The sequence below is a fragment of the Anaerobacillus sp. 63XJN7_5_ISO-PGPR-S23-430 genome (assembly GCF_056173695.1).
In genome coordinates this window covers 25,640-50,762 of the sequence record NZ_CM149686.1, presented here as the reverse complement: position 1 = coordinate 50,762, position 25,123 = coordinate 25,640, and the positions used below count along the sequence as shown (strand labels likewise).

The following is a 25,123-nucleotide window of genomic DNA, read 5'->3' as shown; positions in this document are numbered from 1 at the left end:
AATTGTCGAATCATTTATTTAAGGAAGTCAGGTTTTGGTAATAATATAGTACTTCGAATCCCGTAACAAACCTATTATAGGAAATATTTACCCGATTAAAAGGATTGACGCTTATGGGAAACACTGGTATTATATAGAACATAAATAGAGAAATTTGTCGAATCCTGACGTAATTAATAAAAAATTGGGAATAGGGGAGTATAAAACATGAAATCTACTGGTATTGTACGTAAAGTTGACGAGCTTGGCCGTGTTGTTATTCCGATCGAACTACGCCGTACACTTGGTATTGCAGAAAAGGACGCTCTTGAAATCTACGTTGACGATGAGCGCATCATCCTAAAAAAGTATAAGCCTAACATGACTTGCCAGGTAACTGGTGAAGTATCCGATGACAATCTTGCCATCGGTAACGGCAAACTAATCCTTAGTCGCGAAGGTGCGGAGCAAGTATTGGAAGAAATCCAAAAAGCTCTTGCTAAATAATGAACGTATAGAAAAGCTCCTGCCAATAAAGGCAGGAGCTTTTTTTGTACTCTAAGATTCTACATGATAGGCCTGATACACTTCTCTTTTTGGTAGCTCGCGATCAATCGACACTTGTTTGATCGCATCCTTACTTTTCATTCCGTCATTAATATAGTGTTCTACATGATCTCGTAAGGTGAAATCTTCCCACCAAAGCTCTTCATTCACTTCTTCGGCTATGCCACCTTCGACGATCACACAAAATTCACCACGGATTTCATTTTCTTCAAACCAGCGAAGCACCTCTTCAACTGATCCCCTAATAAACTCTTCATATTTCTTCGTTAATTCTCTTGCTATAATAATTTCTCTGTTTCCCAGAACTTCAAGAACCGCTTTCATCATTTCTTTTAAGCGATGAGGAGCCTCATAGAATAGAACTGGTGAAGGAATTGTTTTTAGCTGTTGTAATTCAATTTTCCGCTCTTTCTTTTGTCTAGATAAAAAACCATAATAATAGAAATGCTGTGTTGGCAAACCTGATGCCACAAGAGCAGTAATTGCTGCATTCGCGCCTGGTAAGGGAATAACAGGGATTTCCTCTGCCACACATGCTGACACAATTTCATAACCAGGATCTGAAATAGCGGGCATTCCAGCATCGCTAATAAGGGCAATACTTTGTCCTTCCCTTAATCGCTCCAGAAGTTTATATCCACTCGATTCCTTGTTATGTTCATGATAGCTAATCAACCGTGTCTCAATCTCAAAATGATTCGTTAGCTTTTTTGATTGTCTTGTATCTTCTGCAGCAATAAGATCTACGTCTTTTAACGTCTGAATAGCGCGGAAAGTCATATCATTCAGGTTTCCGATAGGGGTAGGTACGAGATAAAGTTTACCTGTCTCGCTCTCTTTGTAACTCTTCTGACTCCACATGAACTTGCCTCTTTTCTTTTATTATCTTTTCTTTTTGAATACGAGATAGTTGTTTGATCCGATATTCTTCTTGCATTGCTTCACTTTTTGTCTCATATTCCGCTTGATAAACGAGGCGTAGTGGACCTCTCCCCCTCGTATATTTTGCACCTTTTCCACATTCATGTTGAGCTAATCGATGAGATAAGTCCGTCGTATAGCCTGTATAATAACTACCATCTCGACATTCGAGCATATAGACAAAATGACTATAGTTCTTCATAAACATTTCTCATCTCGTCACTATACGTATTATCTTTCTGATAAACGATGAACGGCGGCAACACTTTTAAATCAGGCTTCCCATCTTTAATTCCTTCTATTAATAGCGTATTTGCTTCTTTACCAGCTTTCGGATAAACGAGCTGCATTCTCTTAGGTTCAACACGGTATTTTCTCATTAGCGTCACAATATCAAGTAACCTCTCAGGACGATGAACAAGTGATACCTTCCCACCCTGTTTCGCTAAACGACTGCAAGATTGAATAACATCTTCGAGAGTACACATAACTTCATGTCGGGCGATGGTAAGGTGTTCATTTAGATTACGCTGTTCATTTCGCTTACTTTGAAAATAGGGTGGGTTGCATGTTACTGCATCATAAGATTCCTTTAATAACCCAGCAGGTAGGTCCCGAATATCCCCATGATGTAGGGTAAGCTGATCATTAAGGTCATTTAAATCCACACTTCTCGTCCCCATGTCATATAGCCGATCTTGAATTTCGACCGCATCAATCGGAACCTGACTTCTTCTCGATAATAGAAGTGGAATAATGCCATTACCTGTACAAAGATCAATTATTTTACCACGTTTTATCGGCACCCAGGCAAATCGTGCAAGTAGAACGGCATCTAGAGAAAAAGAAAATACCGTTGGGCTTTGAATAATTCTTAATTCATTTTCAATGATGTAGTCAATCCGTTCATCATCATATAAATGCATGATGCTTTTCTCCTATCTATTTTAATTCTTTAGTGAACAAGTTATATAATTGTAAAAAAGGTCTTTCCAGATGTGGAAAGACCAAATCACTACTTTTTATTTAAGAACGACAAGCAAAAAAGACAATCTCCCTCTGTCCGGATGCTACCGTAATGGAGATTACAAATATGAAAACCTTCTTGATATAATCTCGCAAGATTATCATATCCTTCTCCAACTTCTGGTTTACCGCGCTTCTTTTTGCCAGATGAATGACTCTTCGGCTCGGAAGTTTGTTCTAACCGCTCTCGCAAGTGGTGATTCTCAATTTCGAGATGGTGATTTTCTTCCAGCAGTCCTGCAAGATGTTCTTTTAGTTCGCCTAATTGTTTGTATAAGTCACCAATCTGTTCTTCCATTGAGCTTACACGTGAAAAAACTTCTTTTTTCTCCACTTCCGTTCCACCTCAATCAATCTGTGGCTTGCGTAGATACTGCGCCGTCTTGTATCAATTCATCAAGCGTATATTCTGTCACGCGGTTGAGTTCAAATAATTCGACCTGAACAAGACGTTCCAATATATTCAACCCAACAACTTTTCCTTTACCTTGTCCGGTTTGAATCGTCTTCCCAACGTCTGGAAGCTCTTTTTTGCCGGATTCGTATGCATCGTTCTCATATTTCAAGCAGCACATTAACCTGCCGCAAAGTCCAGAAATTTTAGCAGGATTTAAAGATAGATTTTGATCTTTAGCCATCTTAATCGAAACAGGTTCAAAATCGCCAAGCCATGTTGAGCAACAAAGCATTCGGCCACATGGTCCAATTCCACCAAGCATCTTCGCTTCATCTCTTACACCAATCTGACGAAGTTCAATTCTTGTTCTAAAGATGGATGCGAGCCCTTTCACAAGTTCGCGGAAATCTACTCTTCCATCTGCTGTAAAGTAAAAGATGATCTTATTCCGATCAAATGTATATTCAACATCAACAAGCTTCATATCAAGCTTGTACTCTTCAATTTTAGAAACACACACTTCAAAAGCTTCTTCAGCTGCGTGTTTATTATCTTCTACCGCAATGCGATCTTTTTCATCAGCTATGCGAATTACTTTCTTAAGAGGAAGTACAACATCCTCTTCATCAACTTGCTTGTTTGCTAATACGACTTTGCCAAATTCAACCCCTCTTGCAGTCTCCACGATAACAAATTCTTTGTTGGACACCTGGAGGCTACTCGGATCAAAGTAATAGATCTTCCCCGCTTTCTTAAAGCGAACGCCAACTACTTCATACACAAACTTATCCCTCCCGTAACCTGAGTACTAGCTGTTCCATCACAAACTGCGGGTTTGTGTTTGCACTCAGACGTCTTTTGGCATCAAGTATCGCCATCATATGCTGACTTATCTTCTTTCTTCCGAATTGAAGGGCATAACGTTCGAGCTTATCCTTCTGATCTGCATAGACAATCCGATTATCCTGCAGTTGTATTTTCATTATATCCTTATACCAAAAAAGCATAAGATTAAGTCCCATATCCTGCTGCGTTTTATCCTTAAAATGAGCTAGCCATTTGTCATGGATCGTTAGGAAAACCTGATGAGGTCTTTCCTTCAACTCTTCAGTCAATTGTATCACTATCGCTCTAGCCTGTGCAAACCACTCATCAAGCGCCAACTCCTTTGCTGCACGCTGATCATTCGTTAATTGAGCAGCTAATTTAGCAAGGTGTGGTGTTACTCCGTCATTCACTAAGGCTTGTTCCACCCCATTTGTTGAAAGGGGTTGAAATGTAATAACCTGGCACCTCGAATAAATCGTGGATAGAATATGCTGCTTTTGCTCTGTTAAGAGAATAGCCATCGTCATTTGTCCTGGCTCTTCAAGAAATTTAAGTAAACTATTAGCAGCTTGAGTTGTCATTCGATCTGAATGATTCAATATATAAACTTTCTTTCGAGATTCTACCCCAAGATAAGAGAATTCCTTCTGAAGCTTACGAATTTGATCGATTTTAATCGATTGTCCATCAGGTTCTAGGAGATGAAGATCGGGATGATTTCCAGAATCAATCCTTTTACAGTCTCTGCAGTTTTGACACGGATCGATTCCTGTTCTTTCCTGACAAAAATACGTTTTCGCCATATGAACCGCAATATCTTTTTTGCCTGTTCCTGCCCCACCGTCAAATAAATACGCATGAGAAAGACGTTCTTTCTTGAAACTATTTATGACCATTCTAACAACCGTGGGTTGCCGGTCTTTTAATTCATTCCAATCTGTCATTGCTATCACTCATCCTACCGTGCATATTAAAAATGATGGAAGGCCTCTACTGGAAGAACAAATACCGTTGCTCCTCCAACTGACACTTCAACAGGATACGGTACATAAGAATCTGCATTTCCTCCCATCGGAGAGACCGGTGCCACCATCTGTTCTCTACTCTGACAATTGTCTTTAATAATATCAAGAAGCTTTTGTACACGATGATCTTCCGTACCTACTAGAAATGTCGTATTTCCTGCACGTAAAAATCCACCTGTAGTCGCAAGCTTTGTCGCCTGGAAATTATGATCGACTAGGGCATTGGATAACCGATTACTATCCTTATCCTGAACGACAGCCATTACTAGTTTCATGTATATCCCTCCCCGGGCGGCAAGCATGCACCCGTCAATTAGTTATTACTACAATAGTTATCCCACAACACTGTAAAATCCTTTTTTATTGAGGAAAAAATCTCATCGACAGCATTTTCACCATCAATCAAATGAATCCGTTCATTATTATTTTTATATAATTCCAGGAAAGCTTCTCTCACCTTTTCATGATAAGCGGTTCCTTTTTGCTCTATCCGATCAAGTTGATTTCTTGCTGCCATTCTTTCTTTACCAACAGAAACAGGAAGATCAATCATATAGCTTCGATCAGGTGTTAGTCCTCCTGTTGCAAATTCATTGATGACCTTTATCGTTTCTACATCTAATCCAAGGCCAACCCCCTGATAAGCGATTGATGCATCAACAAAGCGATCACACAGTACAAGATATCCTTCGTTTAATGCTGGAAGAATCTTTTCTCTCACATGCTGAGCTCGGGAGGAAGCATAAAGAAGTACTTCCGTCTCATCCACCATCTCTTCATGTTCTGGATTAAGGATCAAAGATCTAATTTGATCGCTTATAGCTGTACCACCTGGTTCTCTTGTATGAATAAAACGAATGCCTTCTTCGTTTAAATAATCGGCTAGTTTCTGAACCTGTGTTGACTTACCTGCGCCATCCGGTCCTTCAAAAGTTATAAATAATCCTTTCAATGCCCTACTCCTCTTCTCTTGCAATCTCAATCATCTCACCATTCATCCCCTGTATGTGTCCTCCGCCATACAACACTGTTTCTACTAGTTGGATCTTACCTAAAGTTATGCGCTCTCCTGGCAGAACGATAGGGATCCCTGGGGGATAGGGGATAATGGCTTTCGCTGCAATTAAACCAACAGCGTTTCTAATACTAACTGTATTGGTATTCATCGTTTCCAACTTCGCAAAAGAATAAGCAGGAAATGTTATCTCTTCATGATTCAACTGATTCAAAGACACTCTAAATGTGGATTCATCCCTATGAACTGCAATCCTTTTGAACGCCTGTAACGTTCGCTCATAAGCCTCACCATTAAATGCTATGGGACAAATGAGCAAAATGTTTAATGGGTCACTAAGCTCAACAAATATACCTTCATTCTCAAGCTTTTTTGCCAAATCATATCCTGAGGTGCCAGATAACTGGACCGTTATTTTTATTGGATCAATCTGCTTATAAGCATGACTTACATCTCCAATAACGTTTATACCAGGAATCTTATTCAGCCGGTGCTTAAACTGAAGAATCTCTTCTAAAATTTGACCAAGTTGTTTATCAGGAAGTGAAGAAATATAGTGTCTTGCTAAATCGAGCGAAGCCATGATCGGGTATGAAGGGCTGCTTGATTGAAAGACTTGTAAATAATCGTTTATTGCATTCCTATATTTCGGATCACCTATATGTAAGTATGAGCCCATCGTCATGGCAGGGAGTGTTTTATGTGCTGATTGAACAACAACATCTGCTCCTTGTTTCAAAGCACTTTCAGGAAAAAACCTTTCTTTTACAAAATGTGCACCATGTGCTTCATCAACAAGAACCGGAATTCCTTTCTCATGAGCATAAGAAATGATCGGTTTTAGATCTTTCGTCATTCCGTAATAATTGGGGTTTGTCAGTACGATTGCTTTAATATTCTTATATCTTGTGATCGCTCGATGGATGAGATCAACTGACACACCTGTTGGCACCTGACTTTCCTCATCAATGGAGGGAGTAAGAAAAATAGGATGTGCTTTCGATAAGCGAAGTCCATTTAGTACTGATTTGTGACAGTTGTTTTGAACAAGAACAATGTCCCCTTCAGAACATAATGCCATGATCATCGCAAGGTTACCAGCTGAAGATCCCCCTACCAAAAATCGGCTTTCAACACTTCCATAAAGATCAGCAGTAAGCTGCTCTGCCTTCTTAATTGGACCGTCTGCATGATGAAGATCATCTAGTCCAGAAAGTTCTGTGGCATCTATATTCAATATTTCTTTAAATGAGTTATCCGCACTTCTATAAGTTGAAAAAACCTTACCGTTTTTATGACCTGGTACATGAAATGAGAGGGGGTTCTGTTCCTTCCACATAGTTAATGCTTCATATAAAGGTGCTTGATTTGCTTTATTCATAAAACCAACTTCTATCTATCGAAGATTCATTACTTATACTAGTATTCTATCATTATCTAGACTTTCGGAGAAGTAAAGGCGCAAGTAAATCTGTATCGTCTCTTCCTACTTACTGCCGCTTCACATTCTTCCGTAAAAAAGCAGATAGCCTATAAAACAGCTATCTGCTTATGCTAATCGACTAAGTCGTAGTTTTCGTAGTTTTTCAAGATAAAATTGATAGTTTTCATGACTGGTATCTGTTTGAATTACCTTTCGCTCACACTCATAACAAATAAATCGGTCGCAAATATGAATACCTTTTAAACTGTGTTCTTCGCAAACAAGGCAGCACTCACTTAAGCTATACCTGATTGTCTTCTCCATCTTCCCACCTCCATGGTAAAAGCTTTGCCCAATTATAGTGGATCTATACCGATTCACTTCATTTTAGCCTATTTTTTTCTTCTTTCTATGGATATGTGGCTTTAACTTATCCCGTGTCAGTGATTTTAAAAAAGAAAGGAAATTTCATAAGTATATTATCCTTGTAGCTTAAGAAGGTAAAAAAATACCGATTTTATTCCGCTATATTTTAGATATTTCCGCGAAAATCGGATTAATTCCGCGCTTTTCCATGATAATTCCGCGAATTTGAGATTTATTCCGCGAACGTGAAAAAACCATACAAAAAAGCGAGAAACCCTCAGGTCTCTCGCTTCTCTTATGTTGCCCAGCGACGTCCTACTCTTGCAGGGGGAGATCCCCCAACTACCATCGGCGCTCGAGCTTAACTTCCGTGTTCTCATACGGGGCGCGATAAGCGGCGAACTTCGCCAGCTGCGCGATGCCAGATCCTCATGGATCTCTCGAATATCCACTCCGGTCTGACATCACTTGCTTCCTCGAATTTCTTACTTCTCCCACCCCTACGAAGCTTTCGAAGAAGTTTTTGATTGTCTTTCCTGCAGCTTTTTTCTCTTACGAGCTTTCAACATTTTTTGAATACAAAAAAGCGAGAAACCCTCAGGTCTCTCGCTTCTCCTAGTTGCCCAGCGACGTCCTACTCTTGCAGGGGGAGATCCCCCAACTACCATCGGCGCTGAAGAGCTTAACTTCCGTGTTCGGCATGGGAACGGGTGTGACCTCTTCGCCATCATCACTAGACGATTCAGGTGTTCCCTGAAAACTAGATAGCACGCACAACGTTTTCCAATTTAATCGGTTAAGCCCTCGATCGATTAGTATTCGTCAGCTCCACGTGTTGCCACGCTTCCACCCCGAACCTATCTACCTCATCATCTCTAAGGGATCTTACCAGCTTAATGCTGTGGGAAATCTCATCTCGAGGGGGGCTTCATGCTTAGATGCTTTCAGCACTTATCCCTTCCACACGTAGCTACCCAGCTATGCTCCTGGCGGAACAACTGGTACACCAGCGGTGTGTCCATCCCGGTCCTCTCGTACTAAGGACAGCTCCTCTCAAATTTCCTGCGCCCGCGACGGATAGGGACCGAACTGTCTCACGACGTTCTGAACCCAGCTCGCGTACCGCTTTAATGGGCGAACAGCCCAACCCTTGGGACCTACTTCAGCCCCAGGATGCGATGAGCCGACATCGAGGTGCCAAACCTCCCCGTCGATGTGGACTCTTGGGGGAGATAAGCCTGTTATCCCCAGGGTAGCTTTTATCCGTTGAGCGATGGCCCTTCCATGCGGAACCACCGGATCACTAAGCCCGACTTTCGTCCCTGCTCGACTTGTAGGTCTCGCAGTCAAGCTCCCTTGTGCCTTTACACTCTGCGAATGATTTCCAACCATTCTGAGGGAACCTTTGGGCGCCTCCGTTACACTTTAGGAGGCGACCGCCCCAGTCAAACTGCCCACCTGACACTGTCTCCGCACCGGATCACGGTGCTGGGTTAGAATGTCAGTACAGCCAGGGTAGTATCCCACCGACGCCTCCATCGAACCTGGCGGTCCGACTTCTATGGCTCCTACCTATCCTGTACAAGCTGTACCAAAATCCAATATCAGGCTACAGTAAAGCTCCATGGGGTCTTTCCGTCCTGTCGCGGGTAACCTGCATCTTCACAGGTACTATAATTTCACCGGGTCTCTCGTTGAGACAGTATCCAAGTCGTTGCACCTTTCGTGCGGGTCGGAACTTACCCGACAAGGAATTTCGCTACCTTAGGACCGTTATAGTTACGGCCGCCGTTTACTGGGGCTTCGATTCAGAGCTTCTCCCGTAAGGGATAACCCCTCCTCTTAACCTTCCAGCACCGGGCAGGTGTCAGCCCCTATACTTCGCCTTACGGCTTTGCAGAGACCTGTGTTTTTGCTAAACAGTCGCTTGGATCTTTTCACTGCGGCTCCCCTGGGCTATAAACCCGAGGAAGCACCCCTTCTCCCGAAGTTACGGGGTCATTTTGCCGAGTTCCTTAACGAGAGTTCTCCCGATCGTCTTAGGATTCTCTCCTCGCCTACCTGTGTCGGTTTGCGGTACGGGCACCTTTTTCCTCACTAGAGGCTTTTCTTGGCAGCGTAGAATCAAGGACTTCGGTACTAAATTTCCCTCGCCATCACGACTCAGCCTTCACGGTGAACGGATTTACCTATTCACCAGCCTAATCGCTTGGACGCGCATTTCCAGCAGCGCGCTCTCCCTATCTTTCTGCGTCCCCCCGTCGTTCAAACGGAAAGGAGGTGGTACAGGAATATCAACCTGTTATCCATCGCCTACGCCTTTCGGCCTCGGCTTAGGTCCCGACTAACCCTGAGCGGACGAGCCTTCCTCAGGAAACCTTGGGCTTTCGACGGACAAGATTCTCACTTGTCTTTCGCTACTCATACCGGCATTCTCACTTCTAAGCGCTCCACCAGTCCTTTCGGTCTGACTTCACAGCCCTTAGAACGCTCTCCTACCATTGTCGTAAGACAATCCACAGCTTCGGTGATACGTTTAGCCCCGGTACATTTTCGGCGCAGCGTCACTCGACCAGTGAGCTATTACGCACTCTTTAAATGATGGCTGCTTCTAAGCCAACATCCTGGTTGTCTAAGCAACGCCACATCCTTTTCCACTTAACGTATACTTTGGGACCTTAGCTGGTGGTCTGGGCTGTTTCCCTCTCGACTACGGATCTTATCACTCGCAGTCTGACTCCCGCGGATAAATCGTTGGCATTCGGAGTTTGACTGGATTCGGTAATCCGGTAAGGACCCCTAGTCCAATCAGTGCTCTACCTCCAAGATTCTTGCCGCGAGGCTAGCCCTAAAGCTATTTCGGAGAGAACCAGCTATCTCCAGGTTCGATTGGCATTTCACCGCTACCCACACCTCATCCCCGCATTTTTCAACATGCGTGGGTTCGGGCCTCCATTCAGTGTTACCTGAACTTCACCCTGGACATGGGTAGATCACCTGGTTTCGGGTCTACGACCACGTACTATTTCGCCCTATTCAGACTCGCTTTCGCTGCGGCTCCGCCTTCTCAGCTTAACCTTGCACGGGATCGTAACTCGCCGGTTCATTCTACAAAAGGCACGCTGTCACCCATTAACGGGCTCCAACTAGTTGTAGGCACACGGTTTCAGGTTCTTTTTCACTCCCCTTCCGGGGTGCTTTTCACCTTTCCCTCACGGTACTGGTTCACTATCGGTCACTAGAGAGTATTTAGCCTTGGGAGATGGTCCTCCCGGATTCCGACGGGGTTTCACGTGTCCCGCCGTACTCAGGATCCGTCTCGGAGGGCATCGGATTTTGACTACAGGATTGTTACCTTCTCTGATGGACCTTTCCAGGTCGCTTCGTCTATCCGTGCCTTTGTAACTCCAAAGAGACGTCCTACAACCCCAGAGGGCAAGCCCTCTGGTTTGGGCTGATTCCGTTTCGCTCGCCGCTACTCAGGAAATCGCGTTTGCTTTCTCTTCCTCCGGGTAATGAGATGTTTCAGTTCCCCGGGTCTGCCTTCCATTCCCTATGTATTCAGAAATGGATACCATCCTATTAAAGATGGTGGGTTCCCCCATTCGGAAATCTCCGGATCAAAGCGTACTTACAGCTCCCCGAAGCATATCGGTGTTCGTCCCGTCCTTCTTAGGCTTCTAGTGCCAAGGCATCCACCGTGCGCCCTTAGTAGCTTAACCTTCGATTTGTTAGGCATTGCTGCCATAACGCATCAGTTATTACTAAGTTATTGCATAAAAAATAATTATTGGATGTCGTTGTTTGTGCTATCTAGTTTTCAAGGAACAAGGCTACTGTTTGAATCCGCCTAAGCTTCATCACTTCACCTGGTTTGAAAGAATAAATCATTCTTTCAAAACTAAACGAAACGCTCATGTAAGGTTGGTAACGTAAGTTACCTTCGTAATTCTCCATAGAAAGGAGGTGATCCAGCCGCACCTTCCGATACGGCTACCTTGTTACGACTTCACCCCAATCATTTGTCCCACCTTCGGCGGCTGGCTCCATAAAGGTTACCCCACCGACTTCGGGTGTTACAAACTCTCGTGGTGTGACGGGCGGTGTGTACAAGGCCCGGGAACGTATTCACCGCGGCATGCTGATCCGCGATTACTAGCAATTCCGGCTTCATGCAGGCGAGTTGCAGCCTGCAATCCGAACTGAGAACGGCTTTATGGGATTCGCTTCACCTCGCGGTGTTGCTGCCCTTTGTACCGTCCATTGTAGCACGTGTGTAGCCCAGGTCATAAGGGGCATGATGATTTGACGTCATCCCCACCTTCCTCCGGTTTGTCACCGGCAGTCACCTTAGAGTGCCCAACTAAATGCTGGCAACTAAGATCAAGGGTTGCGCTCGTTGCGGGACTTAACCCAACATCTCACGACACGAGCTGACGACAACCATGCACCACCTGTCACTCTGTCCCCCGAAGGGGAACGTCCTGTCTCCAGGATTGTCAGAGGATGTCAAGACCTGGTAAGGTTCTTCGCGTTGCTTCGAATTAAACCACATGCTCCACTGCTTGTGCGGGCCCCCGTCAATTCCTTTGAGTTTCAACCTTGCGGTCGTACTCCCCAGGCGGAGTGCTTAATGTGTTAACTTCAGCACTGAGGGTGGAACCCCCCAACACCTAGCACTCATCGTTTACGGCGTGGACTACCAGGGTATCTAATCCTGTTTGCTCCCCACGCTTTCGCGCCTCAGCGTCAGTTACAGACCAGAGAGCCGCCTTCGCCACTGGTGTTCCTCCACATATCTACGCATTTCACCGCTACACGTGGAATTCCACTCTCCTCTTCTGCACTCAAGTCCTCCAGTTTCCAATGACCCTCCACGGTTGAGCCGTGGGCTTTCACATCAGACTTAAAAGACCGCCTGCGCGCGCTTTACGCCCAATAATTCCGGACAACGCTTGCCACCTACGTATTACCGCGGCTGCTGGCACGTAGTTAGCCGTGGCTTTCTGGTTAGGTACCGTCAAGGTACCGCCCTATTTGAACGGTACTTGTTCTTCCCTAACAACAGAGCTTTACGACCCGAAGGCCTTCGTCACTCACGCGGCGTTGCTCCGTCAGACTTTCGTCCATTGCGGAAGATTCCCTACTGCTGCCTCCCGTAGGAGTCTGGGCCGTGTCTCAGTCCCAGTGTGGCCGATCACCCTCTCAGGTCGGCTACGCATCGTCGCCTTGGTAAGCCATTACCTTACCAACTAGCTAATGCGCCGCGGGCCCATCCTGCAGTGTTAGCTCGAAAGCCAACTTTCAACATTGCACCATGCGGTGCGATGTATTACCCGGTATTAGCTCCGGTTTCCCGGAGTTATCCCAGTCTGCAGGGCAGGTTGCCCACGTGTTACTCACCCGTCCGCCGCTAAGATCAGGGAGCAAGCTCCCATCTCTTCGCTCGACTTGCATGTATTAGGCACGCCGCCAGCGTTCGTCCTGAGCCAGGATCAAACTCTCCGATAGAAAGCTTAATCTAGCTTTAAAACAATGTTTTGTTTCCGTAGAAACAACTACTTACATGGCGTTTCGTTCAGTTTTCAAAGATCGATTTGTTTCTTTCAATGTCGTTTTCAGCGACTTTATTAATATACCATATTAACTCCGTCAGCGTCAATAACTTTTTTGAAATTATTTTCGGCGTCAACCGCGTTGTTGCGGCGACTTCTATAACTATATCAGGGTTAACTCTGTTACGCAACCCCTTTTTCAAAAGTTATTTCAGAAAAACAAAAAAGGACTCTTTTAGTTACATGAGTCCTTTTCATTCAACCTATCAAAATCAGTTCAATTGCAGCCAGAGCTATAAGGCCAGGAACGCCTAGAAAACCGGTGATCACTGCTGTCCCGGGATTAATAGGAACATGGAGGTCAAATGGAGTGCCGAATGTATTGAGAAAGAATAGAAGTAATGCACCGATTGCTAACTTGATTAACCCCTGCCCAATCCAACGCATCGGCTTCAGTGGTGCCCCCACAAAAAGAAGCAAAACAATACTGAAGACAAATAAGCCAATAATAAGTTTAGGATCCATAATAGGCCTCCGCTCTTTTTTTCAGAATTACTAAAGCATATGTCTGTCCAAATAAAAAAGAACGGGAGGTTTATCCCATTCTTATCTTTCTTCGTTTTGCTTCTTTTAATAGAAAGAAGTATTTTGCTTCATCCACTTTAAGCTTCGCAAGAACGGCTCCAGAAGGCTCAACACTGCGCTCTACGATTTCTTTTTGATTGTTCCATACATCTTTTAATTCGTATAGCGTCTGAATCAAACGCTCATCAGCGTCTTTCCGCAAATAGCCTTTACGTTTGAAGAACATTTGCTTCCCTCCTGATGCTACAATTCACGACGTCCTTCCATTGCTTTTGAAAGGGTGACTTCATCAGCATACTCAAGATCGCCCCCAACAGGGAGACCATGAGCAATACGAGTAATACGAATACCTGTAGGCTTAACCAGGCGAGCAATATACATCGCTGTTGCTTCTCCTTCAATCGTCGGGTCCGTCGCTAGTATAATTTCTGTTACCTTATCATCCTGCAGACGTTTCAATAACTCTGGTACCTTGATATCTTCAGGCCCAATACCTTCAACAGGAGAAATAGCACCATGAAGAACATGGTATAAACCTGTGTAGTCTTTCATTTTTTCGATAGCAATAACATCTTTAGCATCTTGAACGACACAGATAATCGTCTCATCGCGATGGCTATCTGAACAAATACGACAAGGGTCGGTGTCTGTAATGTGATTACACACAGAACAATAAGTTAACTGACGCTTTGCATTAACTAACGCTTTTCCGAAATCAAGGACATCATCATCATTCATTTCAAGAACGAAAAAAGCCAGGCGGACCGCCGTTTTTGGTCCGATTCCCGGCAATTTCATAAAACTGTCGATCAGTTTTGATATTGGTTCAGGATAATGCACCTGCGTACCCCCTAAAACATTCCTGGCATATTAAGACCCTGTGTAAATTTGCCCATGTCTTTGTTTACCAATTCATCTACATTACGTAGTGCATCATTCGTTGCAGCAAGCACAAGGTCTTGTAGCATGTCGATATCATCTGGATCTACGACTTCTTCTTTTACAATTACTTCAAGGATTTCTTTATGACCATTCGCTTTAACTAGAACCATACCGCCGCCAGCTGTACCTTCAACGATTTTATCCTTTAGTTCTTCTTGAGCTTTCGCCATATCCTTTTGCATTTTTTGCATTTGTTTCATCATGTTATTCATGTTTCCTCCGCCACCCATGCCACGTTTCATAAAAAAATTCCTCCTTAGTTATTGTTCATTTTTATGTTTGAATATCTAATAAATCATCGCCGACAAGACGTCTTGCTTCAGCGATCAATGGATCTTCCGCCGGTTCAGCCCCTTTTTGATCAGGTTCTGGTTCATCTCTTGTTTTCAAGAATTCTGTGCGAATTTCCTTCCATTCTTGTTCCACAATTGCAACCATTTCTAACTGTTTACCAAGCGTTCGTGCTAATACTTGTTCAAGCGTACCACGAATGTTGTCCTTCATTGCCATCTGGCAATGCATGTCATACTGAAAAGATAAAAGAAAAGTGTTGTCTGTAGCGGCCACCGGCTCACTATCTTTCAACCAGGCATGTGCTGAGACTTTTTCCTGACGAACGTTCTCCATCACTTCTCCCCACACGCTTTTTACTTTCATTAAATCTTGCTTAGTAGCTTTCTTCAGCATCTCTTTTATTCTACCATGAGATACGCCGGATTTCTGTCTGGAAGGTTTAAATTGTTTCTTCTGTTTTGGTTCAGAACCTTCTTCTTGTTGCTTAACCGTAACGCCTTGCTCCTTGAGTGTTTTCAACTCATTTTCTAGCTTTTGAATACGATCAAGTAGTTCATTTTGGTCTTCTCCACCTTGTATAGGCTGACTACTCGTCTCTTCCTGGCAGATTTGAACAAGCGCTAATTCCAGAAAGATTCGTGGATGGTTCGTCCACTTCATTTCCTGCTGCGATCGATTCAATGTCTCAATAACAGTATAAATCCATTCTTTCCGAGAACGATCTCCCAAGTGCTGAAACGTTTCGTCGATTTTCACCCGTTCAACTACTTCCTCAAGCTGAGGCGCGGTTTGATATAGCAGTAAATCTCGGTAGTAATAAATTAAGTCTTCTAGAAAACGAGCAGCATCCTTCCCGTGATCCATTAATTCTTCTACTGCGTTCAAAGCTTCTGCCACATCTTTATTGTAGAAAGCCATCGCAATTTTCGAGATCATTTTTTGGGACACGCTTCCTGTTACTGCAAGCACATCATCTAATACAACTTCAGCCTCACTATATGAGATTGCCTGATCAAGAATACTTAACGCATCTCGCATCCCACCATCTGCTGCTCGAGCAACTTGATAAAGCGCATCTTCTTCTACCTCTATATCCTGCGCTTTAATAATTGTTTGTAACCGTCCAACGATGTCCTGCGCCGTAATTCTTCTCATATCAAAACGCTGACACCTGGAAATGATGGTTAATGGAATTTTATGCGGCTCAGTGGTCGCAAGAATAAATACTACATGCTTTGGTGGCTCTTCTAACGTTTTCAGAAGGGCATTGAACGCTCCAGTTGAAAGCATGTGAACCTCATCTATGATATACACCTTATAAGAAACAGAACTCGGCGCATACTTTACTTTATCGCGAATATCACGGATGTCATCAACACCTGTGTTAGAGGCAGCATCAATTTCAATAACATCTGAAATCGAACCATCCGTAATCCCGAGACATGCTGAACATTCATTACATGGTTCAGCAACAGGTGCCTTCTCGCAGTTAATGGCCTTCGCAATAATTTTCGCAGCACTCGTTTTTCCCGTTCCTCGAGGTCCTGTAAACAAATAGGCGTGAGAGATTTTTTGCTGCATGAGTGCGTTTTGAATTGTTCTTGTTACATGCCCTTGACCAACCACATCTTCAAACGTTTGCGGTCGCCAAACGCGGTATAGCGCTTGATAACTCATTCGCCTACTCTCCTCCTAACCTCTTCATACATTTCTATTATACCTTTTCACCGCTTCTAATTCAAAAGACAATCAGATAAAACGATACTAAAAAACTCACCCTATTAGAAGAGTGAGTTTGAGCATTTAAATTAAGTAAACCGTGCACCTTCCTTTGATAAAGCAACCACAGGCGTTACCTGAACAGTTAGCTCGATCCGGGCACTCCCGCGGCACACAGAGGGTACCTACTTACTGCTGCTTCCTTCCGGACCTGACAGGGTTCATAGGACTCTGTTGCGCAGGACCCGAATGTCAACACCACTTATTCAGGGCAGACCCCGCAGTAGCTAAACCTCGGGAAGGGATTCAGTCTCGCTGTAGCGGATTGCGAGTACAGGGCACCGCTAATTCCCCACCTAGCACGGCAAATTTGATAACATTGTTGTGCACTCGAATGGTGCAAGATAAAGTATATCGTATTTCGACCAATTTAGCAACAGGTCTACTACACCGATAAATGTAACTGGCGGAGGCGAGAGGATTTGAACCCCCGCGACGCGTGAACGTCCTAACTGATTTCGAGTCAGCCCCCTTCAGCCAGACTTGGGTACGCCTCCATCTAACGTTGTCTCTTTGACAAAAAAACTATATCACGTCTCTTTCTGATTTTCAATGATTGACGATCGCTGCTTTTCTTCTTTTCGTTTTCGTCTTAAGTCACGAAAAAAAGCTGATAACATGTTTCCACATTCCTCTTCACAAACACCTGGCGTTACAGCTGCTTGATGATTAAAACGTGGATCCTCCAATAAATTCATTAATGTCCCAGCACATCCACCCTTTGGATCGTAGGCACCAAAGACCACACGCTCTACTCTAGAAAGAACAATCGCTCCACTACACATAGCGCAAGGCTCAAGGGTTACGTATAACGTGCAGTCAGTTAAGCGCCAAGACCCCACTTTACGACATGCTTCATCAATCGCAAGCAACTCTGCATGGGCTACAGATCGTTGTTCCGTTTCTCTAAGGTTATATGCAGAGGCAATCACTTCATTATCTTTTACAATGACTGCGCCTATGGGTACTTCACCTATGGTTGAAGCTTTCTGTGCTTCCGTTATAGCAAGTCGCATAAACTGCTCATCTTTTTCAATTTGGTCCTGCATTCATTTCCATCCTTTACAGTCGTTTTATCTATTAATCGTTTGGGTAAACTACATATTATTCCAATTCATTTAAAGGAGAGGAGTTCATATGAGTAAGAAACACATTGAACATAGCCATCAAACTACTTCAGCCGCTCTTTTATTAATTGATGTGATCAATACAATGGATTTCGAAGATGCTGAACTTCTTGCTAGATACACAGAGAAAACAGCAGACAATATACAATCTTTAAAAAAAGAAGCGAAAGCAAAAGGGATGCCTGTTATCTATGTTAATGATAATTACGGCTTATGGCAATCTGACTTCAAAAAGGTCATCAACTATGCAGCCGAAGCAAATGGACAACATCTTGTTGATCGCCTTGAGCCAGAAGACGATGATTATACTGTTGTGAAACCGAAGCATTCTGGCTTTTTCTCAACCCCACTCTCAACGTTGCTCAAATTCTTGAACGTCAACACACTTATTCTAACTGGTTTTGCAGGAAACATTTGTGTGCTCTTTACTGCGAATGATGCTTATATGAGGGAATACGATCTTTATATACCATCTGATTGCTGTGCCTCTAACGTTAAGGAGGATAATGACTATGCCCTCCGCTTAATGGAAGGAAACTTAAAAGCCATTACACAAGCTTCAACTGAATTGGATATTGACAACCTTATTGAAAAAGCGAATCAGCGAAATACAACAACAGCTTATGAAGGATAACAAAATCCCCTCTTCCATAGAAGAGGGGTCATTTGTTATGAGCTTGTTTGAAAATAAGCCGGTCTTTGTTCAAAAGCAGCATTTAAATACGTAACCATTAATTTATCATCGAAAAGCTTGCTACCTTTACGAAGACTCTGACAGTAGCCGTCTCTAAACTCAAGACGATCGATTAAAAACGAATTGCCGAATCCGCTATTTACTGTAACTTCAATCACACGTTCTTTAGCCGCAAAGGCAAGGGTCGTATCATTGATCTGGAAGCGAACTTCTTCAAGATATTTTGAATGGTAAAGACAGGTCATGCAGCGAACAACTTCATAATATCCCCCGTCAGTTGTCACACGCTCTGTTTTATATCGCTTTAAATCAGAATCGATGTACATCATCACATCCTGGACCTTTTTTGTCGAAATCGCCAGTTGGACGCTAGTATCCAAAGACTGATAGAAGCGTTTCTTAATACCAACCTTATAAAACACGAGACCCATACACCATATAACAAGGAGAACTGGTAACAAAATGGTCAGAACTTCCTTTTCGAAAATCGTCCAATCATAATACCAGATTAGAAAAAGAATGCTCACCGAAAAAAGGGTGCCAGCAAAAAAAGTCTGTGGTCGATAATCGCGGAAGTCTTTTTCTGCTGTTGCAAGTTCCGCTTTCAGCCATTCCAATTCATATAAATCAAAGCGCTGAAGCTCTTTTTGTTGCCAGGCTGCGTCTCTCATCCAGCCTTCTGAACGCTTATGATGCAAAAAACCCTTAAAAAAATTATGTAGATGTGAATTCGTCTCCATCTTCCGCTCAATCGTTTGCCTGAAAGCACGATCATATTGCCGAGCAATCGCGCTCATACCTTGAGCAATGATGAGAAGGATAAGCAATAATAAGAAAAGCTGTCCCCACGGATTATCTGAGAAAACAGATTTTATACCATCAACCACGGGAGAAAGCTCTGATTTAAGATTGATGCCAACAGCACGAAATAGTTCTGCCAAAGTCCCTTTCCAATCGTCCAACTTGAAAGCCTCCCAACTCTCCATACTATTTCTATCATATCACCTTTACGTTGCTTTAGCTTGCATTTTTTAACAATGAGCATTACTCATTCGGAGGTTTGATTAACCAGTTTGTTTTCACATACACGGGGAGATTCGTTAATTTAACTTGAATCATTTCAGACCGTTCATAAAACCCACGGTCAATCTTAAACGTCAATCGATCTTCTTCATCCCCAAGTAATCTCAAGTGACGTTTCTCATTCCTCTCATTGACGGTTTCTATCAAGATCTGATCTTTATACAACAAATTTAAGGAAAGACCTTCCGTAGCAATTTGATTCACTAGTAAGTGAAATGTAACTCCATGATCATCATAATAGAGAGTCTCCTTAACAATTTCAGCACCATACATCGTAGTGATAGGTTCATCTACTCGATGCGTGTAAGTCGATTCTTTAATCTGCTTATAAATTTCATATTGATTCGGATCAACTTCGAAAATGATTTCCTTTGAAGTTGCGCCAATCAGCCCATAGAGTTGGATGGCTTCGGGTAGCTCGGTTCCACTTGGAAAAGATACTGAGTATTGACCGCTGATCTCTTCTACTATTAGCGGCGCTATCTCTTTTTCATTGGTTGAGATCTTCAAATCCATATCAACAATTTTTGAAAGAGGAGAATTGATATTTAGTATGAGACGACTATCAGAGGGCGTCTTCTCCCATTGAGAAACAGTTACAATTGTTTCTACAAATTTCTTTGTTTCATTTATTTGTCTTGTGATCTTTTCTTCCTTTTCGTACTCATAAGACACAGGCACTTCAACGGTAGCAGATCGCTTTCCACTTACGATTGCCTTTAGTGCTCCATTCCATTTTTGAAGAGGCTCGTTTGTCTCAGAATGAGTAACAGCTTGAAACGTTCCCTTCATATAATAGTCATCTTCAAACAGTACACCTTCACCTGTTTCGACGAGTTCCAATACAGATGCTTTACCCGAACCATCTTCCATCACAAGTTGATCAATTTTAGGGAGATCTTCTCTATCTCTTGTTATGACAAACTTACTATCCGACACATCAACATGATAGAAAACAAAGACATTGTGTCGAGAGTACCAGAAGCTATCCACGTTTATTTTAAAATCTTTTGGTAGTGAAGGACCTTCATATGCTTGATAATCTCCTGACTTTATTGCTAGTTCAAGTCCAGGAGTGATGCTTTTAAAGTAAGGGACGATATCATCAGCCTTTTCCACAGTTAAAACATCATCGGAAATCTTCTTTTCCTTTCCGATAAATGTAAACGTGATAAAAGCTGCTCCTAAAAGAACAATGAGCATAAACCATTTACGCTTCCCCATCATCAGCTCACTCATTTCCAGTGAATCGTTCGTTACTCTTTCGCTAAATGGATTGGTGTTTCCTTTTATGAAGTTGGCTTTATAAATGATAGTGTTAAAGTAAAAAAAAGGGTGAGATGGATAATCGTAGAAAACTGAGGGTAAAAAGAACAAAATAAAAAACCCTTATCATATAAGGATTTAAATGGTGGCCCCGAGAGGAATCGAACCTCCGACCTGCGGTTTAGGAAACCGTTGCTCTATCCCCTGAGCTACGGGGCCGAATGAATAACATTATACATGAAAATACATAAAAGCAAAAGCATCGTGCAACATAATCATCGCGTGATCAAGTGATCACGCGACTGCCGTTCATTTCCCCAATTCGTTATTCTGTGACCCAGCTTTTCATATAATTCTCATCTTCATATTGCTGAACGTGTTCAATGACCTTAAGTGGTCGGAATGTATCGATCATTACAGCAAGCTCAAGCGTTTCTTTTTTGCCGATGCTTGCCTCAATTTTTCCTGGATGCGGACCGTGTGGGATACCTGAAGGATGAAGGGTAATCGACGCTTCCTCAATACCTTTCCGGCTCATGAAATTCCCCTCAACGTAGTAAAGCACTTCATCACTATCAACGTTGCTATGAAAATAAGGTGCTGGAATGGCGTCTGGATGATAGTCATAGAGCCTTGGCACAAATGAGCAGACGACAAAATTATGACCTTCAAAGGTTTGATGCACTGGTGGCGGCTGATGCACTCGCCCTGTAATCGGCTCAAAATCGTTGATATTAAACTTCCATGGATAAAGGTAGCCATCCCAGCCGACAACATCAAGCGGATGATGATCGAACATATGGCGGTGCAACCCCCCACGTGTTTTCGTTACTACTTCAAACGATCCTTTTTTATCAAAAGATAGAAGACGATCTGGCCCGTTGAAATCTCGTTCACAGAATGGACTGTGTTCCATCAGCTGCCCATATTCGTTTCGATATCTCCTCGGAGTCGTAATGGCACTGTTTGCTTCTAAAACCAACCAGCGATTATCCTCCCCTTTTGGAATAACGCGGTAAATGGTTCCAATTGGCATGACAATATAGTCGCCAGCTTCATAAGAGACTTCCCCAAACATCGTCTCGATTTTCCCTGAACCGTGATGAATAAAGAAAAGTTCATCGCCATCCCCATTACGATAAAAGTAATCCATTGTCTTCGTAGGATTCACGATCCCGAGAATCACATCTTCATTCCCTAGGAAATAACATCGATCGACAACCGCATCACCTTTTTTGTCGCACTGTGCTGTTCGGAAATGACGATGGCGAAGGGCGCTTTCTGTCTCATACTCTGGTGCTATATTCTTTAGAAAGGTCGCATCTGTCACCGCTGTTGGAAAATGGTGATGATACAAGATCGATTGAACACCCGAAAATCCTTTCGTTCCCATCACTTGTTCCCTGTATAAGGAACCATCTTCTTTTTTAAACGTTGTATGTCGTTTAGAAGGAACCTCTCCCATTTTTCGATAGTAAACCATACTCTTCCTCCTCCCCCACGACATTTGAAAGCGTGCCAAGGTTCGTAATAGCTAAATCAACTTTATCGCCGGACTGTAGAAAGATACGATCTGTCTGTTCAAGAATACACCCGCTTCCCACCGTGCCTGAACCGAGTACTTCTCCAGGATATAAGGTAACATTGCGGGAGGCCTGTTCAATGATCTCACCAAAGGAATAGTACATATCTTTCGCATTTCCCAAGGAATAACGCTCGCCATTTACGAATGCCTCCATTTGTAAATCAAGCTTCCCATGTTCCATAGGAAGCTCATCAATCGTTACTAGAAAGGGACCGAAGGAAGTAGCAAAATCCTTTCCTTTCGCTGGACCTAGGCCGACTTTCATTTCTTGTGCTTGAAGATCACGCGCACTCCAGTCATTCATAATCATAAAACCGAAAATGTAGTCTTTCGCCTGATTTGCTTTTATGTTGCGCCCTTCTTTTCCAATGACACATGCAATTTCTAATTCATAGTCTAGCTTTTCACATGCTTTAGGTCGTAGAATTACATCCCCTGGTCCTTTGACCGCAAGATGATTTGAAAAATAGAAGACCGGAAGCTCATACCATTCTTGCACAACACCAAGCCCTCTTTTCCCTCGTGCAGTGACCACGTGTTCTTCAAAGGCATAAAAATCTCGGATGCTCAGTGGACGCGGAAGAGGCGCATATAGAGTAACGTTTTCGAGTTCATAATCACCATTTATACATGCTTCAATAAGCGGTTGATAACGCGGGTAGTCGACAATGATCCTCATGAGATCTTCTGGAATAACACCATTAGAAGCCTCATGTAATCCGATAATACGCGAGTCCTTATAAATACCAGCTTGTCTTCTACCCTCTACTTCGAAAGTAACGAACTTCAACGGCCTCAGCTCTTTCCATCAGGAGATGTTTTTCGTCTCAATGTAAATGTATCTGTTATAGATCTCGTATACTCCTGACCCGCTAAACGCCCAACTGGTTGGAGCATCTCCGTATCTATCTTGCCATCTTTATATAACTCATCACGCACGTGAACCATCACAACTTTTCCGATAACGAGACTACCTGAGCCTTCATGCTCACCAAACTCAACGATTTGATCAAGAACACATTCGAGCTGAACGTCACTCTCCTTCACTCTAGGAGGACGAATTAGCTCACTTTCTACTTTTGTAAGTCCAGCCTCCAGAAATTCATCCTTACCTTTTGGAAAAGGCGTAGCACACTCATTCATTTGTTCAGCAATTTTCTCACCAACGATATTGATCACAAACTCCTTTGATTCTTCAATGTTTAAGAGCGTATCTTTCTTATCTCCTGCACCAGCCTTTCGCATCGGAGAAAAGCAAACCATCATAGGATCCGCACATATCCCTGTAAAAAAGCTAAAAGGAGCAAGATTCGTCTCACCGCTCTCATCTATACTGGATACAAATGCGATCGGCCGAGGTAGAATAGATCCAATCAATAATTTATAGGCATCTTTCCATCCCAAAGTATTCGGTTGAACTTTCATGAAAAAGGCAACTCCTTCTTAAAGCAGATTGAAAATAATCTTCTATAAGTTGCCTCTTCGTTCCTGCTCTCGTTCAATCGCTTGGAACAACGCTTTAAAGTTTCCTTCTCCAAATCCTTTCGCACCCTTACGCTGAATAACTTCAATAAATAACGTTGGTCGATCGACAACAGGTTTTGTGAAAATTTGAAGTAAGTACCCTTCGTCATCACGGTCCACTAAAATTTTTAACTCGCGTAGTTTGCTTATCTCTTCATCAATCTCACCTACTCGCTCAGTAAGCGCATCATAATAATCATCTGGTGTTTCAAGAAACTCAACTCCACCCTCACGAAGTTTTGCAACTGTATCAACAATATCATTCGTCAGGACAGCAATATGCTGCACACCAGGACCATTGTAATAATCGAGGTATTCTTGAATTTGTGATTTACGTTTCCCATTTGCAGGCTCATTGATCGGGAATTTAATGCGTCCCCCATTGTGCATCACTTTCGACATTAACGCAGAGTACTCTGTGCTAATGTCTTCATCATCGAAATGAATCATTTGCTTAAAGCCCATCACATTTTCATAGTAAGAAACCCACTCTTCCATTGATTCCACGTTCCCAACGCAGTGGTCGATACCAAGTAACCCCGTTTCCTTTGAAGGGATTTTCCCTTCAAACTCCTTAAACCCAGGAAGAAAAAGCCCGGAGTAGTTTTTTCGTTCAACTAATGTATGAATGGTATCACCATAAGTACCAATAACCGCCATCTTCACTACGCCATGCTCATCTTTATATTCTTTCGGTGGACTTAGTTCAATCGCTCCTCGCTCAGCAGCTTCTTTGTAAGCGTTATCAATATTCTCTACAGTAAGAGCGATATCCTTAACGCCATCTCCGTGCAATTTGACAAACTCCGCAATTGGGTGATCATTCGACAGTGCACCTGATAAAACGAGACGAATGTTATTTTGCTGCAGCACATAAGATACTTTTTCACGATCCCCTGTTTCAAGCCCTGAATAAGCTACCGGCGTAAATCCAAACGCCTTACAAAAATAGTGACTAGCCTGTTTCGCATTTCCAACATAAATCTCCAAATAATCCACATCACGCACCGGGAAAAAATCAGCCGTTTCCTGTTGATTTTGATTCATCATTTGCTCCTGCACAATCATCCCTCCAAATATAGTTTGTCACTCAGCTTAAACGTATAGTTTTTTTCCAAACATTTCAAGAACATATGCTAAAG

24 protein-coding genes, 2 tRNA genes, 3 rRNA genes and 1 other RNA gene are annotated in these 25,123 nt (G+C 43.0%); 2 read left to right on the top strand and 28 right to left on the bottom strand.

Features of this window, described 5'->3' with window-relative positions; genetic code table 11:
• The first annotated feature begins 207 nt into the window (after positions 1-207).
• On the top strand, positions 208-486 hold the full coding sequence (locus tag AC0VYJ_RS00250; protein WP_136948810.1) for an AbrB/MazE/SpoVT family DNA-binding domain-containing protein: 279 nt from the start codon (positions 208-210) through the stop codon (positions 484-486).
• A gap of 51 nt (positions 487-537) precedes the next feature.
• Here AC0VYJ_RS00250 and rsmI read toward each other — a convergent pair whose 3' ends face one another.
• From rsmI to tadA, 21 genes are all read right to left on the bottom strand, one after another.
• Positions 538-1,407, bottom strand: coding sequence for a 16S rRNA (cytidine(1402)-2'-O)-methyltransferase (gene rsmI, locus AC0VYJ_RS00245; protein WP_194222585.1), 870 nt, complete (start codon positions 1,405-1,407; stop codon positions 538-540).
• Positions 1,367-1,669 (bottom strand): GIY-YIG nuclease family protein, encoded by a 303-nt coding sequence (locus AC0VYJ_RS00240; protein ID WP_194222584.1) that lies wholly within the window; start codon positions 1,667-1,669, stop codon positions 1,367-1,369. Before AC0VYJ_RS00240 ends, rsmI begins: the two co-directional genes overlap by 41 nt.
• Positions 1,656-2,393 (bottom strand): tRNA1(Val) (adenine(37)-N6)-methyltransferase, encoded by a 738-nt coding sequence (locus AC0VYJ_RS00235; RefSeq protein WP_194222583.1) that lies wholly within the window; start codon positions 2,391-2,393, stop codon positions 1,656-1,658. The genes AC0VYJ_RS00240 and AC0VYJ_RS00235 overlap by 14 nt, the downstream gene beginning before the upstream one ends.
• 89 nt (positions 2,394-2,482) lie before the next feature.
• Complete coding sequence (gene yabA / locus AC0VYJ_RS00230) at positions 2,483-2,827, bottom strand: DNA replication initiation control protein YabA (RefSeq protein ID WP_098445898.1); 345 nt, start codon at positions 2,825-2,827, stop codon at positions 2,483-2,485.
• 16 nt (positions 2,828-2,843) lie between these two features.
• Positions 2,844-3,671: a PSP1 domain-containing protein gene (locus AC0VYJ_RS00225; protein ID WP_475366276.1), complete on the bottom strand. Its 828-nt coding sequence runs from the start codon at positions 3,669-3,671 to the stop codon at positions 2,844-2,846.
• Positions 3,672-3,675: 4 nt separating this feature from the next.
• Positions 3,676-4,662 carry a DNA polymerase III subunit delta' gene (holB, locus tag AC0VYJ_RS00220; protein WP_194222581.1) on the bottom strand — a complete coding sequence of 329 codons (987 nt, stop codon included), beginning with the start codon at positions 4,660-4,662 and terminating at the stop codon, positions 3,676-3,678.
• Between the two features lie 26 nt (positions 4,663-4,688).
• On the bottom strand, positions 4,689-5,018 hold the full coding sequence (locus AC0VYJ_RS00215; RefSeq protein ID WP_048313368.1) for a cyclic-di-AMP receptor: 330 nt from the start codon (positions 5,016-5,018) through the stop codon (positions 4,689-4,691).
• 38 nt (positions 5,019-5,056) lie between these two features.
• Positions 5,057-5,695 carry a dTMP kinase gene (tmk, locus tag AC0VYJ_RS00210; protein WP_430243516.1) on the bottom strand — a complete coding sequence of 213 codons (639 nt, stop codon included), beginning with the start codon at positions 5,693-5,695 and terminating at the stop codon, positions 5,057-5,059.
• A 4-nt stretch (positions 5,696-5,699) separates the two neighbouring features.
• Positions 5,700-7,139 carry an aminotransferase class I/II-fold pyridoxal phosphate-dependent enzyme gene (locus tag AC0VYJ_RS00205; RefSeq protein WP_475366275.1) on the bottom strand — a complete coding sequence of 480 codons (1,440 nt, stop codon included), beginning with the start codon at positions 7,137-7,139 and terminating at the stop codon, positions 5,700-5,702.
• A gap of 168 nt (positions 7,140-7,307) precedes the next feature.
• Positions 7,308-7,505: a sigma factor G inhibitor Gin gene (locus AC0VYJ_RS00200; protein ID WP_226616831.1), complete on the bottom strand. Its 198-nt coding sequence runs from the start codon at positions 7,503-7,505 to the stop codon at positions 7,308-7,310.
• A gap of 663 nt (positions 7,506-8,168) precedes the next feature.
• Positions 8,169-8,285: ribosomal RNA gene (gene rrf / locus AC0VYJ_RS00195) — 5S ribosomal RNA — on the bottom strand.
• Between the two features lie 54 nt (positions 8,286-8,339).
• A 23S ribosomal RNA gene (locus AC0VYJ_RS00190) occupies positions 8,340-11,269 on the bottom strand.
• A 237-nt stretch (positions 11,270-11,506) separates the two neighbouring features.
• Positions 11,507-13,058: ribosomal RNA gene (locus AC0VYJ_RS00185) — 16S ribosomal RNA — on the bottom strand.
• Together the 16S, 23S and 5S rRNA genes form the textbook arrangement of a ribosomal RNA operon.
• Positions 13,059-13,360: 302 nt before the next feature.
• Complete coding sequence (locus AC0VYJ_RS00180; RefSeq protein WP_194222577.1) at positions 13,361-13,627, bottom strand: pro-sigmaK processing inhibitor BofA family protein; 267 nt, start codon at positions 13,625-13,627, stop codon at positions 13,361-13,363.
• 70 nt (positions 13,628-13,697) lie between these two features.
• Complete coding sequence (locus tag AC0VYJ_RS00175) at positions 13,698-13,913, bottom strand: YaaL family protein (protein WP_194222576.1); 216 nt, start codon at positions 13,911-13,913, stop codon at positions 13,698-13,700.
• 17 nt (positions 13,914-13,930) lie between these two features.
• Positions 13,931-14,527: a recombination mediator RecR gene (recR, locus tag AC0VYJ_RS00170; RefSeq protein ID WP_194222575.1), complete on the bottom strand. Its 597-nt coding sequence runs from the start codon at positions 14,525-14,527 to the stop codon at positions 13,931-13,933.
• An 11-nt stretch (positions 14,528-14,538) separates the two neighbouring features.
• Positions 14,539-14,859, bottom strand: a complete 321-nt coding sequence (locus AC0VYJ_RS00165) for a YbaB/EbfC family nucleoid-associated protein (RefSeq protein WP_370314437.1) — start codon at positions 14,857-14,859, stop codon at positions 14,539-14,541.
• Between the two features lie 43 nt (positions 14,860-14,902).
• Complete coding sequence (gene dnaX, locus AC0VYJ_RS00160) at positions 14,903-16,600, bottom strand: DNA polymerase III subunit gamma/tau (protein ID WP_194222573.1); 1,698 nt, start codon at positions 16,598-16,600, stop codon at positions 14,903-14,905.
• 140 nt (positions 16,601-16,740) lie between these two features.
• Positions 16,741-17,007: signal recognition particle sRNA large type (gene ffs, locus AC0VYJ_RS00155), an RNA gene on the bottom strand.
• A 99-nt stretch (positions 17,008-17,106) separates the two neighbouring features.
• Positions 17,107-17,199: transfer RNA gene (locus AC0VYJ_RS00150), tRNA-Ser, on the bottom strand.
• A gap of 33 nt (positions 17,200-17,232) precedes the next feature.
• Positions 17,233-17,739 carry a tRNA adenosine(34) deaminase TadA gene (tadA, locus tag AC0VYJ_RS00145; protein WP_475367433.1) on the bottom strand — a complete coding sequence of 169 codons (507 nt, stop codon included), beginning with the start codon at positions 17,737-17,739 and terminating at the stop codon, positions 17,233-17,235.
• A gap of 100 nt (positions 17,740-17,839) precedes the next feature.
• Here tadA and AC0VYJ_RS00140 point away from each other — a divergent pair, with 100 nt between their 5' ends.
• Positions 17,840-18,463 (top strand): cysteine hydrolase family protein, encoded by a 624-nt coding sequence (locus tag AC0VYJ_RS00140; RefSeq protein WP_475366274.1) that lies wholly within the window; start codon positions 17,840-17,842, stop codon positions 18,461-18,463.
• Between the two features lie 35 nt (positions 18,464-18,498).
• On the opposite strand, the gene AC0VYJ_RS00135 is transcribed toward AC0VYJ_RS00140, so the two are convergent.
• From AC0VYJ_RS00135 to hppD, 7 genes are all read right to left on the bottom strand, one after another.
• Positions 18,499-19,485 carry a hypothetical protein gene (locus AC0VYJ_RS00135; RefSeq protein ID WP_430243093.1) on the bottom strand — a complete coding sequence of 329 codons (987 nt, stop codon included), beginning with the start codon at positions 19,483-19,485 and terminating at the stop codon, positions 18,499-18,501.
• 82 nt (positions 19,486-19,567) lie between these two features.
• Complete coding sequence (locus tag AC0VYJ_RS00130; RefSeq protein ID WP_475366273.1) at positions 19,568-20,830, bottom strand: hypothetical protein; 1,263 nt, start codon at positions 20,828-20,830, stop codon at positions 19,568-19,570.
• 185 nt (positions 20,831-21,015) lie between these two features.
• Positions 21,016-21,091 (bottom strand) — tRNA-Arg (locus AC0VYJ_RS00125).
• A 106-nt stretch (positions 21,092-21,197) separates the two neighbouring features.
• On the bottom strand, positions 21,198-22,355 hold the full coding sequence (locus AC0VYJ_RS00120; protein ID WP_475366272.1) for a homogentisate 1,2-dioxygenase: 1,158 nt from the start codon (positions 22,353-22,355) through the stop codon (positions 21,198-21,200).
• Positions 22,318-23,247 carry a fumarylacetoacetate hydrolase family protein gene (locus AC0VYJ_RS00115; protein ID WP_194222568.1) on the bottom strand — a complete coding sequence of 310 codons (930 nt, stop codon included), beginning with the start codon at positions 23,245-23,247 and terminating at the stop codon, positions 22,318-22,320. Before AC0VYJ_RS00115 ends, AC0VYJ_RS00120 begins: the two co-directional genes overlap by 38 nt.
• Before the next feature lie 5 nt (positions 23,248-23,252).
• Positions 23,253-23,882: a flavin reductase family protein gene (locus AC0VYJ_RS00110; RefSeq protein WP_430243119.1), complete on the bottom strand. Its 630-nt coding sequence runs from the start codon at positions 23,880-23,882 to the stop codon at positions 23,253-23,255.
• 42 nt (positions 23,883-23,924) lie between these two features.
• Positions 23,925-25,031 carry a 4-hydroxyphenylpyruvate dioxygenase gene (gene hppD, locus AC0VYJ_RS00105; protein ID WP_475367432.1) on the bottom strand — a complete coding sequence of 369 codons (1,107 nt, stop codon included), beginning with the start codon at positions 25,029-25,031 and terminating at the stop codon, positions 23,925-23,927.
• Positions 25,032-25,123: the final 92 nt, after the last annotated feature.